Annotated in this window: 11 protein-coding genes and 1 tRNA gene; 3 read left to right on the forward strand and 9 right to left on the reverse strand. The window is 67.5% G+C overall.

Features of this window, described 5'->3' with window-relative positions; genetic code table 11:
- Positions 1-10 precede the first annotated feature (10 nt).
- From JW364_RS19510 to JW364_RS19535, 6 genes are all read right to left on the reverse strand, one after another.
- Entirely contained in the window at positions 11-1,378 is a 1,368-nt protein-coding gene (locus JW364_RS19510; RefSeq protein ID WP_058253015.1) for a protein kinase, read from the reverse strand.
- Entirely contained in the window at positions 1,375-2,874 is a 1,500-nt protein-coding gene (locus tag JW364_RS19515; RefSeq protein ID WP_205334139.1) for a penicillin-binding protein 2, read from the reverse strand. The genes JW364_RS19510 and JW364_RS19515 overlap by 4 nt, the downstream gene beginning before the upstream one ends.
- Complete coding sequence (locus JW364_RS19520) at positions 2,871-4,304, reverse strand: FtsW/RodA/SpoVE family cell cycle protein (RefSeq protein ID WP_065630650.1); 1,434 nt, start codon at positions 4,302-4,304, stop codon at positions 2,871-2,873. Before JW364_RS19520 ends, JW364_RS19515 begins: the two co-directional genes overlap by 4 nt.
- A complete protein-coding gene (locus JW364_RS19525) occupies positions 4,301-5,815 on the reverse strand; it encodes a PP2C family serine/threonine-protein phosphatase (RefSeq protein WP_068971405.1) in 1,515 nt (504 codons plus the stop codon). The genes JW364_RS19520 and JW364_RS19525 overlap by 4 nt, the downstream gene beginning before the upstream one ends.
- Entirely contained in the window at positions 5,812-6,276 is a 465-nt protein-coding gene (locus JW364_RS19530) for an FHA domain-containing protein (RefSeq protein ID WP_058253019.1), read from the reverse strand. The genes JW364_RS19525 and JW364_RS19530 overlap by 4 nt, the downstream gene beginning before the upstream one ends.
- A gap of 222 nt (positions 6,277-6,498) precedes the next feature.
- Positions 6,499-7,827 carry a DUF3662 and FHA domain-containing protein gene (locus tag JW364_RS19535; RefSeq protein WP_165629289.1) on the reverse strand — a complete coding sequence of 443 codons (1,329 nt, stop codon included), beginning with the start codon at positions 7,825-7,827 and terminating at the stop codon, positions 6,499-6,501.
- Positions 7,828-8,104: 277 nt separating this feature from the next.
- Between JW364_RS19535 and JW364_RS19540 the strand changes: the two genes are divergently transcribed.
- Positions 8,105-8,190: transfer RNA gene (locus tag JW364_RS19540), tRNA-Leu, on the forward strand.
- A gap of 65 nt (positions 8,191-8,255) precedes the next feature.
- On the opposite strand, the gene JW364_RS19545 is transcribed toward JW364_RS19540, so the two are convergent.
- Positions 8,256-9,557, reverse strand: a complete 1,302-nt coding sequence (locus tag JW364_RS19545) for a DUF1254 domain-containing protein (RefSeq protein ID WP_068970526.1) — start codon at positions 9,555-9,557, stop codon at positions 8,256-8,258.
- A gap of 52 nt (positions 9,558-9,609) precedes the next feature.
- Positions 9,610-9,990 carry an SHOCT domain-containing protein gene (locus JW364_RS19550; protein ID WP_068970527.1) on the reverse strand — a complete coding sequence of 127 codons (381 nt, stop codon included), beginning with the start codon at positions 9,988-9,990 and terminating at the stop codon, positions 9,610-9,612.
- 507 nt (positions 9,991-10,497) lie between these two features.
- Between JW364_RS19550 and JW364_RS24555 the strand changes: the two genes are divergently transcribed.
- The gene (locus tag JW364_RS24555; RefSeq protein ID WP_277244425.1) at positions 10,498-13,194 is read left to right on the forward strand and encodes a LuxR C-terminal-related transcriptional regulator; all 2,697 of its coding nucleotides are present in this window, start codon (positions 10,498-10,500) and stop codon (positions 13,192-13,194) included.
- 21 nt (positions 13,195-13,215) lie between these two features.
- Here JW364_RS24555 and JW364_RS19560 read toward each other — a convergent pair whose 3' ends face one another.
- Positions 13,216-13,647 carry a DUF6325 family protein gene (locus JW364_RS19560; protein ID WP_068970529.1) on the reverse strand — a complete coding sequence of 144 codons (432 nt, stop codon included), beginning with the start codon at positions 13,645-13,647 and terminating at the stop codon, positions 13,216-13,218.
- A 113-nt stretch (positions 13,648-13,760) separates the two neighbouring features.
- Here JW364_RS19560 and JW364_RS19565 point away from each other — a divergent pair, with 113 nt between their 5' ends.
- Complete coding sequence (locus JW364_RS19565; RefSeq protein ID WP_065630637.1) at positions 13,761-14,195, forward strand: DUF309 domain-containing protein; 435 nt, start codon at positions 13,761-13,763, stop codon at positions 14,193-14,195.

The raw sequence follows: 14,195 nt of genomic DNA on the forward strand, positions 1-14,195 counted from the left end.
CACAGCACCATCAGCACAGCGGTGAGAACGGTACGCCGGGGAAACACGGGGTGCCGGTGGCGGCACCGGGGTCCGGCGGCGGCTCGGAGGTGTCGGTCTGCTGACGCGGCGTGGTCGTCTCCGTCGTCGTTTCTTCGCTGGACGTCTCTTCGCTGGTGGTCGTACGGGTCGTGCGTCGAGTCGTGGTCGGCTCGTCGGGCTCCTCCGTCGGTTCCACCGCGGTCGTGGTCTCGACGACCGTCGTCGACGGCGGCGGTGGTGTCGCCGCGTCCCCGTTCCCGCTGTTCACCAGATAGAACCCGATGAGCCCGATGGCACCGACGAGAAGGGCGGCCGCGATGCCGGCCAGGACCTTCTGACCGGTGGTCCAGCTGTTGTCCGGCGGCGGTGGCGCCACCGCGGTCCGCGACGTCGGCCGAGGGGTCACCGGCCGCGAGGCCGCACCCGTCGGGGTGGCCCCACGAGCGACTGCGGCGCCGAGCGCGGCGGCTCCCGCTGCGCCTGCCGCGGCACCGGCGATCGCGCCCGGTCGCGGCGGACGACGCCCGGCACGCACGGCGGCGACCGCGTCGGCGAACTCGCCGCCGTTCGCGTAGCGCTGCCGCGGGTCCTTGGCCATCGTGATCTCGATGAGCTCGCGGACCCCGGACGGCAGGTTCGTCGGCAGGGGTGGCGGTGCCTCCCGGATGTGCTTCATCGCGACGGTGATCGCGCCGTCGCCGAGGAACGGACGACGCCCGGTGAGGGCCTCGTAGCCGACGACGCCGAGCGAGTAGACGTCCGACGCCGCGGTCGCCTCGTCGCCGGTGGCCTGCTCGGGGGAGATGTACTGCGCGGTACCCATGACCATCCCGGTCTTGGTGACCGGGGCGGAGTCGACGGCCTTGGCGATGCCGAAGTCGGTGATCTTCACCTGGCCGACGGGGGTGATCAGGATGTTGCCGGGTTTGACGTCGCGGTGGACGAGTCCCTGGCTGTGCGCGGCCTGCAGGGCGCGGCCGGTCTGCTCGAGCATGTCGAGGGTGTTGGTCAGCGACAACCGCCCGAGGCGGGAGATCACCGAGTTCAGGGGCTCACCGTCGACGAGTTCCATCACCAGGTACGCGAGCGGGTCGCCGCCGTTGTAATCCGGGGTCTCGCCGTAGTCGAAGACGTTCGCGATCCCGGGGTTGTTCAGCTTCGCGGTGGTCTGGGCCTCCGCGCGGAACCGCGCGATGAACTCCGGATCGCTGGTGTACTCGGCCTTGAGGACCTTCACCGCGACGCGACGATTCAGGCGCGTGTCGAGCGCCTCCCACACCTGGCCCATGCCGCCCGTGGCGATCAGGCGGATGAGTCGATACCGGTCGCCGATGGTGGTGCCGTTCTGCAGGCTCATCGACTGCCACCTCCCACCAGTGAGTTGATCACTTCTCGTCCGATCGGCGCCGCGACGGTCCCTCCGACCGAGTCCGCGCCGAATTGTCCATTCTCCACCACGACGGCCACCGCGATCTGTGCGTTCGACGACGGTCCGAAGGCGATGTACCACGAGAACGGGGTGTCCGTGCTCGATCCGCTCTCCGCCGTGCCGGTCTTCGACGCGATCGACACCGGGCCGCCCGCGCCGGCCGTCGACCGCTCCGACTCGATCATCATCGACGTCAGCTCGGCGGCCTGCTCGGGCGTGATCGGCTTGTTGGCCGTCGTCGGCGGTGTGGTCTGCAGGGTCCGCAGGTCCGCCGCCTGCAACTTGTCGACCAGGTACGGCTGCATGCGCACACCTCCGTTGGCCACCGTCGCGGCGATCATCGCGTTCTGTAGCGGGGTGAGCCGGACGTCACGCTGGCCGATGGACGCCTGCGCGAGGACGTCGAGGGACGGGATCTGCCCGACCGTCGAGTCGACGACGGGCATCGGGATGTCGGGGCCGGGCTGGTCGAGGCCGAACAGGCTCGCGGTCTCGGTGAACCTGGGGATCGCGTCGGACATCTTCTCGGTCACCAGTTCGGCAAAGGCGGTGTTGCACGAGTACTTGAACGCCGTCTCGAGCGACACGGTTCCGCCCGACGACCCGGGGCAGGTCTCGCCGCCGTAGTTCGGGAGGGAGACGTCGGTGCCCGGCAACGGGAAGGTCGGAGCTGCGGTGAGGCGGATGCCCGGGGTGATGTTGTCGCGCAGGGCCGCGGCCGAGGTGACGACCTTGAAGGTCGAGCCGGGCGGGTAGAGCTGGCTGATCGCGCGGTTGAGCATCGGCTGCGCGGTGTCGCCGGGCCGGTTCCACGCCTCCCAGCTGCTCTCGCGGACCTCCTGGTCGTGGCTCGCGAGCCGGTTGGGGTCATAGCTCGGCGTCGAGACCATCGCCAGGATCTTGCCGGTGTTCGGCTGCAGCGCCACGACGGCCCCGCGGCACGGACCGTCGCACGGCCCGTTGAGCATGGCCTGGTACGCGGCCTGCTGCACCTTGGGGTTGATCGTCGTGACGACGTTGCCGCCGCGCGGGTCGCGCCCGGAGAACATGTCCATGAACCGCTGACCGAAGAGCCGGTCGTCGGAGCCGTTGAGAATGCTGTTCTCGTAGTGCTCGATCTGGCTCGCGAGGTACTGGAACGAGTAGAAACCGGTGACCGGGGCGAACGCCTCGGCGCCCTCCCGCGGGTACTGGCGCAGGAACTTCAGGCGGCTCTCGATCGGCACCGACAACGCGATCACCGTGCCGTCAGCGGTCGTGATCAGGCCGCGTTGCCGGGAGTACTCGTCGAGCAGCACCCGATTGTTGCGGGGGTCGGTCTTGAGGGCGTCGGCCTTGAACACCTGCACGTAGGTGGCGTTGGCGAGCAGGGCGATGATCATCACGATCACCGCCATCGACACATTGCGGATCGGCTTGTTCATCGACGCTTCACCACCTGCGTCGGCAGTGCCTCGACGGGCTTGGCCGCGGGACGCTTCTTCCCGGGATCGGGTTCCCGCGCGGCGTTCGAGATCCGGATGAGCAACGCGACCAGGATGTAGTTGGCCAGCAGCGACGATCCGCCGTAGGACAGGAACGGCGTCGTGAGACCCGTCAGCGGGATCAACTTGGTGACGCCGCCGACGACGACGAAGATCTGCATCGCGATGGTGAACGCCAGACCGGTCGCCAGGAGTTTGCCGAAGCTGTCGCGGACGGCGATGCCGGTCCGCAGACCGCGGTGGATGAAGATCATGTACAGCAGCAGAATCGCGGTGAGGCCGGCCAGGCCGAGTTCCTCGCCGATGGTCGAGATGATGAAGTCGGTGTTGGCGAACGGCACGATGTTGGGCCGGCCCGAACCGAGTCCGGTGCCGAACAGTCCGCCCGTGGCCAGACCGAACAGGCTCTGCCCGATCTGGTAGCCCGAGCCGTCGAAGTCCTCGAAGGGGTTCAGCCACACCGAGACCCGGGTCTGCAGGTGCGAGAAGATCGACCACGCGAAGACCGCGCCGATCGCGAAGAGCCCGATGCCCAGCACCAGCCATTCGACGCGCGAGGTGGCCACGTAGAGCATCGTCAGGATGGTCGCGAAGATCAGCAGCGACGTACCCAGGTCTTTCTGGACCACCATGACGGCGATGGCGATGGCCCAGGCAGCCAGCAGCGGACCGAGGTCACGGGCGCGCGGGAGGTCGACACCGAGCACGTGCGGACCGGCGGTGATGAACAGATCACGCTTGGAGACCAGCACCGCGGCCGCGAAGATGATGATCAGGATCTTGGAGAACTCACTGGGCTGGATCGAGAAGAACGGCGTGATGATCCAGTTCTTCGACCCGTTGATCTCCGAGAACGCGCTGGGCAGGATCGCCGGGATGATCAAGAAGACCAGTCCGCCGAGGCCGAGCGTGTAGGCGTACCGCGAGAGTGTCCGGTGGTCGCGGATCAGGATGAGCACCGCGGAGAACGCCACGATGCCCAGCACTGCCCACAGCAACTGCTGATCGGCGTTGCGGGTCGCCTCGGTGGCATTCACCGACTCCCCGGTGTTGCCCGTGCCGAGGTCGAGACGATGGATCAGGACCAGGCCGAGACCGTTCAGGACGGCCACGACGGGCAGCATGATCGGATCGGCGTGGGGTGCGTAGCGGCGAACCACCAGATGGGCGACCCCGAACAGTGCGGTGTACGCGGCGACGTACTTGAGGATGTCCCAGGTCAGGTTCTGGCCCTGGGCGGCTTGGACGATGAGCAGCGCCACCGTCACCAGGCCGATGGCGAATCCCAGGAGCAGCAGTTCGGCGTTGCGGCCGGTGCTCGTGGCGGGTTGGCGTGGCGGGGCGTGCGGGGCGGGCGCGGCTTGAGTCATCTCACCTGCTGCCGGCAGCTCGTGACGGCGTCCTGGTCAGGTGCGGGCGTGTCGGCCGGCCCGGCGTTGCCGGTGGACGGTGCCACCGATTCGGTGGCGCCCTGCTGCGGGATGCCCGGTGCCGGCGCCGCGGTGGCGCGGGGTGCCGGGGCGGACGGATCGGTGCTCGGCGTCGACTCCGACGGTGCCGGTGCCGGGGGAGTCGGCGCGGGGGAGGGCGACGAGGGTGCGTTGTCGCAGCGGAAGGTGAGCTCGTCGGTGACGACGCCTTGGATCTGTTCTTCGCTCTTGTTCCGGATCATCACGTTCTTGACCGACTGGGCAGGTCCCGACACCAGGTCGTCGACGTTGAGCGGGAACTCGCAGGAGGCGTCGTAGGAGATGAACGTGTAGCTCGGTTCCGCCTGGTCGAGATCTTCGACGCAGACGCGCTGCACCGGGTTGCTCATCGACAGGAAGAAGACCTTCTCCGGTGAACCCTGGTAGATGAGCACATCGCCGGTGTCGTCGGCGGCCACGTAGTAGTTGCTGCGCACGATGGCGCGGACGACGAAGATTCCGACGACGAGCGCGGCGATCACGGCCAGCGCGACTCCGGCGACGATCCAGCGGCGGTACTTGCTCTTCTGCTTGGCGGGGGGCTCGTCCTCGGTCAGCACCGTCGGACGCTGCGGTTCGGCAGGCGGCGGGCGTAGTGCCGCGGCGCGTCCCGCGGCGGTGGCGGGATCGGGGGTGTAGATCTCCTCGTTGCCGCCGGCCGCCCCGCCGACGATCGGTCGCGAGTCGCCGTACTGGGTGTCGACGACGTCGGCGAGGACGACGGTCACGTTGTCGGGGCCGCCGCCGCGCAGTGCGAGCTCGATGAGGCGGTCCGCGCACTCCTTGGGGTCAGCGATGGAGCCGAGGGTCTCGGCGATGGTGTCCTCGGTCACAACGTCCGACAGGCCGTCGCTGCAGAGCATGTACCGGTCACCCGCGCGCGCTTCCCGCATGGTGAGGGTCGGTTCGACCTCGGTGCCGGTCAGCGCACGCATGATCAGCGAACGCTGCGGGTGGGTGTGTGCCTGTTCGGCGGTGATCCGACCTTCGTCGACGAGGGTCTGGACGAACGTGTCGTCGCGTGTGATCTGGGTCAGGGCACCGTCGCGGTACATGTAGCCGCGGGAATCGCCGATGTGGCACAACCCGATTCGGCTACCGGCGAAGAGGATCGCGGTGAGCGTGGTGCCCATGCCGTCGAGTTCGGGTGACTCCTGCACCTGCGCGGCGATCGCCTCGTTGCCGGCGCGGGTGGCGCTGTCGAGCTGGGTGAGCAGGTCGCCGCCGGGCTCGTCGTCGTCGAGCGTGCTCAGCGCGCGGATGACCAGTTGGCTGGCGACTTCGCCGGCCGCGTGGCCGCCCATGCCGTCGGCGAGTGCGAGCAGGCGCGGACCCGCGTAGAAGGAGTCCTCGTTGTTGGACCGAACGAGACCGCGGTCGCTGCGCGCGATGTAGCGCAACACAAGTGTCACGGGCGCAACTCGATCACGGTCTTGCCGATGCGGATCGGCGTGTTCAGCGGCACCTTGACCGCGGTCGTCACCTTGGACCGATCGAGGTAGGTGCCGTTGGTGGAGCCGAGGTCTTCGACGTACCAGTCGTCGCCGCGTCGCGAGAGCCGCGCATGCCGCTCGGAGGCGTAGTCGTCGGTGAGCACGAGCGTCGAGTCGTCCGCGCGTCCGAGCAGGACCGGCTGCTGGCCGAGGCTGATCCGAGTGTTCGCCAGTGCACCGTGGGTCACCACGAGATAGCGGGCCGCGCCGCGGACGCCACCACCGCGGCGTCGTTTCTCCGAGCCGCCCGAGTACCGGGGCATACGCAGACCGCCGGCCGACGCGATGTCGGCGCGCAGGGTGCGGATCACTGCGAAGACGAACAACCAGAGCAACAACAGGAACCCGATGCGGGTCAGTTGCAGCACCAAGCCCTGCATGTCGTGTTCACCTCCAGCGCGTTCCGTCTCGGTCGGGTCGTACCCGCGGCAGCAGTCGTCGGACCGCCGATCGAAAGGAGCGGACCCGACTGCATCTTATGGGCAGATCCGCCGAACCCGGTCATTCGGATATGACAGTTCAGTATCAACCGGCCGGAGTGGTCTCTGGCCGGTGTCGACTGCCGCGCGCCCGCGGTGGGCGTGCGCTCGGCGTATGCGGGTCTACTGGAACCGAACGGTGATGTCGGAGTGTCCGACGCGGATGCGGTCGCCGTCGGCGAGTTCCCAGGTGTTCACCTGGAGGTCGTTGACGGTGGTGCCGTTGGTCGAGTTGAGATCGGTGAGCATGGCGGTCGCGCCGTCCCAGCGGATCTCCACGTGCCGGCGCGAAACGCCGGTGTCGGGAAGACGGAACTGCGCGTCCTGTCCGCGGCCGATCACATTGGATCCCTCGTGCAGCTGGAAGGTGCGGTTGCTGCCGTCCTCGAGCAGCAGCGTGATCGACGACGGGGCGTACCCCGCTGCCGGCCGGCCCGCGCCGTAGCCCTGGTCGTAACCGCCCTGGTAGTCGTACCCGGCGGGCTGCTGGCCATAGGCCGGCTGGCCGTAGCCCTGCTGCTCATAGCCCTGCTGGCCGTAACCCTGGTCGTAGGCGGGCTGCTGGCCGTAGCCCTGGTCGTATCCCTGCTGGCCGTAGCCGGGCTGCTGGCCATAACCCTGGTCGTAGCCGGGTTGTTGGCCGTAGCCCTGGTCGTATCCCTGCTGTCCGTAGCCGGGCTGCTGGCCATAGGACTGCTGGTCGTAGCCCTGCTGGCTGTAACCCTGCTGTCCGTAGCCGGGCTGCTGGCCGTAACCCTGGCCGTAACCCTGGTCGTAGCCTTGCTGGTCGTAGCCCTGCTGGTCGTATCCCTGGTCGTAACCGGGCTGCTGACCGTACTGGTCGTAGCCCTGCTGGCCGTAACCCTGGTCGCCCTGCTGTCCCGATCCCTGGCCGTACTGGTCGTACGCGGGATCGGCGCCCCTGCGCTGGTCGTATCCGGGATTCTGAGTCATCTTGGGGGCTCCTTGGTCGGGGGCGTCGGTAGGTGGGGGAACAGGGGCCGGGCGTCCGGCCGGCGGGCCGGGGACCGGTGCACCGTGCGGCTGTTCCGAACGTGCTGCCACCGGGCGGGGCCGCGCGTCCGGGTTGACCGTGCCGCGTGCGCGGAAGATCCCCGTGTGCAAGGACGGCGATTGCTCGAACTCTACGACGACCTTGCCGTAGGTCTGCCACCCGTTGTCCTTGATGAAGTTTTCCAAATGCTTCGAGAAAGTCTTGCGGTTCAGCTCGTATTCCGCAGCGATGTGCTGATGATCGGTGGGACTGAACAGCAGGGTGTAGCTGTTGGCCGCAAGGACCGTACCGTCACCGAGGTTCTCGAGCGACTCCTCGGCTTCTCGCTGTAGCCCGTTCTCGATCTCCTGCGGGGCCACCTGACCACCGAAGACACGGGCAAAACCGTCGTCAACTGCACCTTCGAGCTTGCGTTCCAGTCGTTGCAGGATCCCCACCGAGACCTCCTTTCGCGGCAATAGAGCGTGTCGCCGTGCATCTGGCCTTGTTTGATGATAGCGACATCAACGGCCAACTGTGCCACCAAGGCAACTGGTGCACCGTCTGCAACACCTGTCCCAATGGTGTGTATTCGGCATCTGACGTAACCCGACGTAGTGCGCAAATGCAACGTCGGAGATCGAGTTTTGTTTCGGTGGCGGCGTGCTGCTATCGTCGTCCAGTCGCCGGACACACCCAGTTCGACGACATGCCCACCGGAACTCCGGTGGCCACGGGCGAGTGGCGGAATGGCAGACGCGCTGGCTTCAGGTGCCAGTGTCCTTCGGGACGTGGGGGTTCAAGTCCCCCTTCGCCCACCAGAGCAGAGCTCATGAAAAAGGTCAGGTCGCATGCGACCTGACCTTTTTCGTCGGTGTGGATCGTGTCAGACCCGCCGCACCGGAGGCGGGGTCCAGGCCCCGGTGAGCGCCGCCCGTTGTGGCGCGTACAGGCGCAACGTCACACCCAGCGGCCCGCGGGGGGTGGGCAACCAGTTGTCGACGAGCTCCGGCCCGGGGTTGACGTGCTGGAGGTACAGGTCCAAAGAGCCGTCGGCGTTGAACCGCAAGTTGTCGCGGTCGCCGATCGCGAACCGGTCGATCTCGTTCCCGACCTGGTAGCCCTCGGCGTCGTACATGGTCACCGACCAGAACGCGTCGACCGGGGGTAGTTCTCCGGCGGCGAAGTGAAGTCGGTAGTCGTGTTCACCGGACAGCGGTTGACCATCGGAGTCGGTCAACAACAGCGGGTAGATGGCGTCTTCGGGCGGATTCGCGCCCAGCCCCACCAGAGTCACCTGTGATCGCGCCAGATAGTCGTTGCCGTACACCCCGATCGATTTCGTGACCACTTCCCAGCCGTTGGCGACCGTGCCGAGGCGCATGACATCGCCGATGGACGCGAGAGCCGACTTCGCTCCCCGTTCGATCTCGGCGATCTCGTCCGAGCCGAAGCGACTCGCGTCGAAGCTGCGGCCGGGGACGAGTCCGAGTCCGGCGATCCGCATCAGCACGGAGTTGTCGGTGGCGTGCGGTGGGACGACCCTCAACACCTCGGCCGCCCGGGTGAAGAACTCGACGGCCGACATCGCGTTCACGATGCGCAGCGGCTCGGCAGTCGGGTCCACCGGTTCCTCGGATGAGGTGGTCGGCGACCCCAGAGCAGTCACCGACAGACCCTTCTGGAACTCGTTGACCGACGCGTAGTCGGCGGGCCCGTTGGTCTGGGTGCGGCCGATCACCCAGACGTAGGGAGTCGGCGCCACGATCACCTCGGCGTCGTCGATCTGCGAGGTGTCGTGCTCCCGCAGGGCGACGACGTACCGCTGAGGGCCGGTGCCGCTGGTTCGTTTGCCAGGGGAGGCGAAGACGTCGGTCCACATGTCCAGCATCGGCATCATGTAATAGCGGTCTTGACTGTCGGGGATCTCGATGATGACCGGGCCCCCGGTCAGATCCAGCCAGGCCGACGAATACAGCGTGTCGAAGTTCGGCCGGACCACCGCGCGGAAATCGGCCGACGGGAACTCCGACAAATGGTGGAACTGATTGGCGGGTCCGAAGCCCGGACGGTCGGACGCGCCGGGAGCCGTCTGTTGGCGACGACTGACGTCCATCGTCACGAGTGAGTAGAGGTAGGTGTACGCGTCCGCACTGAGAGACGCGAGGTCGTCGGACAACCGTGTCATGACGAAACTCCTTGTGTGAGTCGGCTACACGCCGGGTGGCAATGCTCCTCGATCAGGCGAGTGCTTTGGCCTTGAGCGCGGAGAATTCGTTGTCGTCGATCGCGCCGGAGTCCAAGAGCGCTTTCGCGTCGGCGATCTGCTCGGCGGACGACTTCGGACCGACCGACCGGATGTAGTCGTCGGTCTGCTGCTGTAGTTGCCGCTGCGCGTCGAGAGCGCGGGTGTGCATGCCGCTGCCGCGGGCGATGAGGTACACGAGCGCGGACAGGAACGGCACGAAGACCAGCGCCACGACCCATACCGCCTTCCACCAGCCGGACAACTCACGGTCGCGGAACAGGTCGGTGAGGATGGTGAACAAAATCATCAGGTAAGCGACGAACGCGAAGATCACCAGCGTGTACCAGATGAAATCCCAGAACGAATCCCACATGAATTCTCTCCTTCGGGCCAGGTTCAGAACAGGATGAGTGTCGGCAGCCGGGAGGCAGGTACCCGGAGTCAGGATGACGTCTTCGGGTGCCGATCGGATCACCCGCCTCGTATGAGTTCCGGCAGTCGGGAGGTCACCGTGAGACGCGGCATGTATCGCGGCTCAGTTGTGTCCCTCGGGTGATGGCGGTGTCTCGGATTTGTTGTGCGGCAGCGTCATTTGGGCAGCGAGGCCTCGGGCGTATCGGTCGACCAGATCCGCGGATGCCGGGTGCGGGAGCACCCGGACGACGGGATGACCGATGACGGCCCGACGGCCGGACCGGCCGGGACGAAGGGGCATGAGATCTCCGGTGGTCGACGAATGCTGCTCTCGATGCTCCTTCGTCGTCGTCGAGCCGTCGTCATTCGAACCGGACGATTTCTACGCGCGCGCTCGTGTCGCCGCGACTACTATTTGCGGCACCCTCATGACGTCGGTCCGAGGGAATCGACGAAGGGCAGCGAGGTGAACGACGCGAGCCGACGCCTCCCCCCGTCTCTTCGGCTTCGCATCTCCCGTCCCGAGCTTCCTCCGGGATTCGTCCCGCGGCCCCGGCTCGACACGCACCTGCTACCTCGGGGACCGCGCCACGTCACCGTCGTCGCGGCGGGACCCGGATACGGCAAGACACTTGCGGTCGCAGCTCACCTCGCCGCCCGCGGCGACCGGCACCGGGCGGTGTGGCTGGCCGTCAGCGACATCGACGGATTGTCGACGTTCTGGGGTGACCTTCTCGGTGCACTGACCGCAGCGCATGTCCTGGCCGGTGGCTCGTTCTCCGAGATGGTGCCCGGCAACGACTTGGGGCCCGCCGAGGTCGGCCTCATCGCCGACGCCCTTGCGTCGCATCCGGAGCCGCTGACCATCGTCCTCGACGATGTCCAGCGAATCACTGATCGCGACGTGCTGGAGTCGATCGCGCATTTCATCGCGGCGCAGCCCGACCAGGTCCATCTGGTGGTCATCTCGCGCACGACGCCACGTCTCCACCTGCGACGACTGCAACTCGACGGGCGTCTCACCGAGGTCGGCGCAGACCTGCTGACGATGACCAGGGGGGAGGTGGGTCAGTTCGCCGAGCTCGCCGGCGCAGAACCCATGTCCGACGACGATCTGGTCGGCTTCTGGGTCCGCACCGAAGGCTGGGCGGCGGGTGTACGACTCGCGCTGCTGAGTGCGGGATCCTCGGGACTAGGCGCTTGGTTGAAGAGAGGACCCGATCGGCTGATCGCGTCCTACCTGTTGGAGGAAGTCCTCGAACAGATCCCGCCGACGGACCGCAAGTTCCTGCTGGCGACCAGCGTCGCGGAGGCGCTTGATCCGGCACTGGCCGGGGCGATCACGTTACGACCAGACTGCCGCCGAATCCTCGAATCGCTGGCCGACGCGAACCTGTTCACCGTTCGAATGGAAGGTCGCCGGGACTGGTATGCCTACCACCCGCTGTTCCGGCAGTTGTTGGCCGAGCGGCTGGCCGCCGAGAGTCCGGACGCGCCCGCCGAACTGCATCGTCGGGCGGCGGCCTGGTTCGGTCGTACCGGTGACCCGATCTCGGCGATCCGGCATCTGGCGTCGGCGCAGGATTGGGCCGGGCTCCTGGAGGTCCTGGGTGGATCCGCAGTTCCGCTCGTGCTGTCCCCGCACGCGGGTGAGCTGGCGGCCGCGTTGCGGCCCGCGGTCGAGCACGCAGCGCGACAACCCACTGCCGAGACGCTTCTCGCCTCCGTGATCGCCTCGTTCCACGACCGGGATTTCAGCGTCATGTTCCATTACGCGGAGGCGGCCTCCGACGCGGTGGCGCGACGTGAGGACGTGAAGACGGCTGCCGCGGAGATCATCCTGGCGCTCGCGGCCATGGTGCGCGCCCGGGCCGAGGCCGTCGACGACGTGGTGTCCCGATGCGAAGCAGTGTCGAGGGTGGCGACCTCACCATCGGGCAGCACCCTGCCTGCGGCTCCGGCCTACGCGTTGATCGCTCGTGCGAACCGTGCCATGGGACTGGTCCACCGCGGTGACTTCGGCGGGGCCGCGGCCGAACTGGAGGGCGCGCACGCGGCCGCGGAGGCGGCCGGGATGGCGTTGATGGCGATGGCGACGCAGGCGCACCTGGCGTTGACCGATCTGATCGTCGGAGATCTGCCACGAACGGCCGACCGCGTTGCGACCGTCGAATCGACTGCCCGGCGCCGCGGTTGGACGCAGCAACCCCAGATGATGGCGATGTATGCGGCGCAGACGCTGCTCCTGCTGGAACGTCACGAGCTCGATGTCGCCGACGCCGCCATCGACGCGGCTCGCCGAATTGTCGGGCAGGCCCCCGACAGTGCGGCGTTGTTGCTGGTGGAGATCGCGTCGGTGGGCGTCGCCGTCTCGCGTCGGGACGCGTTCGCGGCGCGGGCGGCCCAGCGTCGGATGGCGGTGGTCGTCGAACGATGTGGCCCGCTGCCGCCGCTCCTGCGCAGTTGGTGTGCCGTGGTCGCGGCGGAAGTGGCCATCCTCGCAGGTGACGCCGCTTCGGTCGCGCGGGCACCGTTCGATGATGGCCACGACTTCTCGGGTACGCGATCGGTCGGCGCCTACCCGGATGTGCTCCGGCGAACCACTCGTGCCAGGGCCTTCTTTGAGCTCGGCAGGCCGGCTGACACGATTGCGCAGTTGGGCCGGTTGACCGACTACGCGCCGTTCCGGTTGCAGGCGGTCGACGCCGGGGTGCTGTGGGCGGTCGCGGCTCATCAACTCCGTCGTGAATCCGATGCGCTCGATCAGATGGCTGCTGCGGTCGCGCTGGCGGCCGAGGTCGGTCAGGTCCGTCCGTTCGCGGCGATGGGCGAACCCGCACGGGTGCTGCTCGCCCGGCATGTCCGGATCGCCGGACCGCACGTCGATCTCGGTTTCGCTCTCGATCTGCTCGGAGTCCTCGGCGACGATGCCCCGCAGACCGGCGATCTCGACGTCGCCGAACCGGTCGGCGAAGCGTTGACCGAACGCGAGTTGGTGATTCTCCGGTACCTGCCGACGATGTACAAGGCGGCAGAGATCGCCGCGGATCTGTTCGTGTCGGTCAACACGGTCAAGACCCACCAGCAGGCGATCTACCGCAAGTTGGGGGTGTCGTCGCGCCGGGATGCCGTCGACCGTGCCAGAGAACATAACCTGTTGTAGCGCAGTCGATGACGAAGTCGTTCACGACGACTCCCTGGCGGCGCGCAGCGATGCGACGATGGCTCGTTCAGGTATTCGTCCGTGCGCGGTGACGTGACCGCCGGCCGACGCCACCGCCGAGAAGAACGATGCGGTGCAGATGTACTCCCAGACGATGGCGAGACCGGAGCCGCCCGGTGAGATGGCCATGGCGAGGTTCTCGACGTCCTCGAGGGAGAGCAACTCGATCATGGAACTGCCGAGTGAGTCGAGCTCGTCCAGGTCAGAGTCCTCGAATTCCGCAATCGCGACGGTTCCGTCCGCGCGGCGGCTGACGACGAGCAGATCCAGCACCCGGACGAGGTGGTTGTCGACCAGCCCGGCGAGTTCGACGTGCACGTACCTGTCTACGGACGATGCACCCGCCGGGAGTTCCACCACGACGTAGTCGACCGGGCCGAGCTCTCTGGTCATCGTCACTCCTTCCGCGTTGTGAGGAGAGTGTGCGCGGCAGGACGGGCGATGTCGTCATGCTGAATGGGTGAGCGACGCCAGTTCTGGCGGTCGCGACGAACCGGAGGTGATCCATGGACAAGGCCCGCGACCGCGACCCCGACGGTCGCGCGCGCCAGGCCCGGCCGCGCGACGAGTTGGGCAGGCCGTTGCCGTATGGCGCGCCGGGCGTCGAGCCGGTGTCCGAGGAACCGTTGCCGCCCGACGAGACGATCGCGCTCGCATGGCAGTTGCTCGAAGAGGGGCGGCCGTTCTCGGCGCACGAGGTGTTCGAGACCCGGTGGAAGTCATGTCCGCCCGAGGAGCGGCCGCTGTGGCAGGGACTCGCGCAGCTCTGCGTCGGACTGACGCACCACCGTCGGGGTAACGCTGTCGGTGCCCGCCGTCTGTACGACCGGGCGGCTGCGCGGCTGGAGGAGTACGAGCAGTCTCATGGTCTGACGTACGGGATGGATCTCGCGGCGATCCGCGACCGTGCGTTCGCGGAGATCAACTCCGACCCCGCCTGA

The organism is Gordonia sp. BP-119 (assembly GCF_016924115.1).
In the GTDB taxonomy this organism is placed as follows: domain Bacteria; phylum Actinomycetota; class Actinomycetes; order Mycobacteriales; family Mycobacteriaceae; genus Gordonia; species Gordonia hongkongensis.

What these genes read in the sequence shown, in the direction of transcription:
- JW364_RS19550 (WP_068970527.1), bottom strand. Translation starts at nt 9,990, where the DNA reads ATGTGGGATTCGTTCTGGGATTTCATCTGGTACACGCTGGTGATCTTC.
- JW364_RS19510 (WP_058253015.1), bottom strand. Translation starts at nt 1,378, where the DNA reads ATGAGCCTGCAGAACGGCACCACCATCGGCGACCGGTATCGACTCATC.
- JW364_RS19520 (WP_065630650.1), bottom strand. Translation starts at nt 4,304, where the DNA reads ATGACTCAAGCCGCGCCCGCCCCGCACGCCCCGCCACGCCAACCCGCC.
- JW364_RS19545 (WP_068970526.1), bottom strand. Translation starts at nt 9,557, where the DNA reads ATGACACGGTTGTCCGACGACCTCGCGTCTCTCAGTGCGGACGCGTAC.
- JW364_RS19565 (WP_065630637.1), top strand. Translation starts at nt 13,761, where the DNA reads ATGGACAAGGCCCGCGACCGCGACCCCGACGGTCGCGCGCGCCAGGCC.
- JW364_RS19530 (WP_058253019.1), bottom strand. Translation starts at nt 6,276, where the DNA reads ATGCAGGGCTTGGTGCTGCAACTGACCCGCATCGGGTTCCTGTTGTTG.
- JW364_RS19560 (WP_068970529.1), bottom strand. Translation starts at nt 13,647, where the DNA reads ATGACCAGAGAGCTCGGCCCGGTCGACTACGTCGTGGTGGAACTCCCG.
- JW364_RS19515 (WP_205334139.1), bottom strand. Translation starts at nt 2,874, where the DNA reads ATGAACAAGCCGATCCGCAATGTGTCGATGGCGGTGATCGTGATGATC.